This window comes from Bacillus sp. N1(2025) (assembly GCF_053470005.1).
On record NZ_JBLTJB010000026.1, the window covers coordinates 2,501 to 4,716 of the forward strand.

Annotated in this window: 2 rRNA genes (1 of these 2 cut by a window edge); both read right to left on the minus strand. The window is 52.8% G+C overall.

The window, feature by feature from the left end:
* Positions 1-430: ribosomal RNA gene (locus tag ACNFN4_RS22075) — 23S ribosomal RNA — on the minus strand (it extends 2,500 nt beyond the left edge of the window).
* Positions 431-663: 233 nt separating this feature from the next.
* Positions 664-2,213 (minus strand): 16S ribosomal RNA (locus tag ACNFN4_RS22080).
* The 16S and 23S rRNA genes sit together here, the layout of an rRNA operon.
* Positions 2,214-2,216: the final 3 nt, after the last annotated feature.

Below are 2,216 nucleotides of genomic sequence, written 5' to 3' on the forward strand. Positions count from 1 at the left end.
GTTCCGCCGTACTCAGGATCCACTCAGGAGAGAACGAAGTTTTGACTACAGGGCTGTTACCTCCTATGGCGGGCCTTTCCAGACCTCTTCATCTACCTCGTTCCTTTGTAACTCCGTACAGAGTGTCCTACAACCCCAAGAGGCAAGCCTCTTGGTTTGGGCTGGTCCCGTTTCGCTCGCCGCTACTCAGGGAATCGCATTTGCTTTCTCTTCCTCCGGGTACTTAGATGTTTCAGTTCCCCGGGTCTGCCTTCTCATATCCTATGTATTCAGATATGGATACCACTCCATTACGAGTGGTGGGTTTCCCCATTCGGAAATCTCCGGATCAAAGCTTGCTTACAGCTCCCCGAAGCATATCGGTGTTCGTCCCGTCCTTCATCGGCTCCTAGTGCCAAGGCATCCACCGTGCGCCCTTTCTAACTTAACCGTTAAAAAGAATCACTACGTGATATCTTGCATTACTAATTGAATGTGAATTACTTCTGTTATCTAGTTTTCAAAGAACAACGCATAGGACATGCTAACACATGCGTTGCCACAGGAAGTGGCGCATTTAGCAGGTGTTCCTATGTTTTGAAGGAATGATCCTTCAAAACTAAACAAGACAGGGAACGTTCTGTTTATAAGACCCAAGGTCTTATATTCCGTTAAAATCCTTAGAAAGGAGGTGATCCAGCCGCACCTTCCGATACGGCTACCTTGTTACGACTTCACCCCAATCATCTGTCCCACCTTCGGCGGCTGGCTCCATAAAGGTTACCTCACCGACTTCGGGTGTTACAAACTCTCGTGGTGTGACGGGCGGTGTGTACAAGGCCCGGGAACGTATTCACCGCGGCATGCTGATCCGCGATTACTAGCGATTCCAGCTTCACGCAGTCGAGTTGCAGACTGCGATCCGAACTGAGAACAGATTTGTGGGATTGGCTTAACCTCGCGGTTTCGCTGCCCTTTGTTCTGTCCATTGTAGCACGTGTGTAGCCCAGGTCATAAGGGGCATGATGATTTGACGTCATCCCCACCTTCCTCCGGTTTGTCACCGGCAGTCACCTTAGAGTGCCCAACTGAATGCTGGCAACTAAGATCAAGGGTTGCGCTCGTTGCGGGACTTAACCCAACATCTCACGACACGAGCTGACGACAACCATGCACCACCTGTCACTCTGCCCCCGAAGGGGACGTCCTATCTCTAGGATTGTCAGAGGATGTCAAGACCTGGTAAGGTTCTTCGCGTTGCTTCGAATTAAACCACATGCTCCACCGCTTGTGCGGGCCCCCGTCAATTCCTTTGAGTTTCAGTCTTGCGACCGTACTCCCCAGGCGGAGTGCTTAATGCGTTAGCTGCAGCACTAAGGGGCGGAAACCCCCTAACACTTAGCACTCATCGTTTACGGCGTGGACTACCAGGGTATCTAATCCTGTTCGCTCCCCACGCTTTCGCTCCTCAGCGTCAGTTACAGACCAGAGAGTCGCCTTCGCCACTGGTGTTCCTCCACATCTCTACGCATTTCACCGCTACACGTGGAATTCCACTCTCCTCTTCTGCACTCAAGTTCCCCAGTTTCCAATGACCCTCCCCGGTTGAGCCGGGGGCTTTCACATCAGACTTAAGAAACCGCCTGCGAGCCCTTTACGCCCAATAATTCCGGACAACGCTTGCCACCTACGTATTACCGCGGCTGCTGGCACGTAGTTAGCCGTGGCTTTCTGGTTAGGTACCGTCAAGGTGCCGCCCTATTTGAACGGCACTTGTTCTTCCCTAACAACAGAGCTTTACGATCCGAAAACCTTCATCACTCACGCGGCGTTGCTCCGTCAGACTTTCGTCCATTGCGGAAGATTCCCTACTGCTGCCTCCCGTAGGAGTCTGGGCCGTGTCTCAGTCCCAGTGTGGCCGATCACCCTCTCAGGTCGGCTACGCATCGTCGCCTTGGTGAGCCGTTACCTCACCAACTAGCTAATGCGCCGCGGGTCCATCTGTAAGTGGTAGCCGAAGCCACCTTTTATGTCTGAACCATGCGGTTCAAACAAGCATCCGGTATTAGCCCCGGTTTCCCGGAGTTATCCCAGTCTTACAGGCAGGTTACCCACGTGTTACTCACCCGTCCGCCGCTAACATCAGGGAGCAAGCTCCCATCTGTCCGCTCGACTTGCATGTATTAGGCACGCCGCCAGCGTTCGTCCTGAGCCAGGATCAAACTCTCCGATAAAGT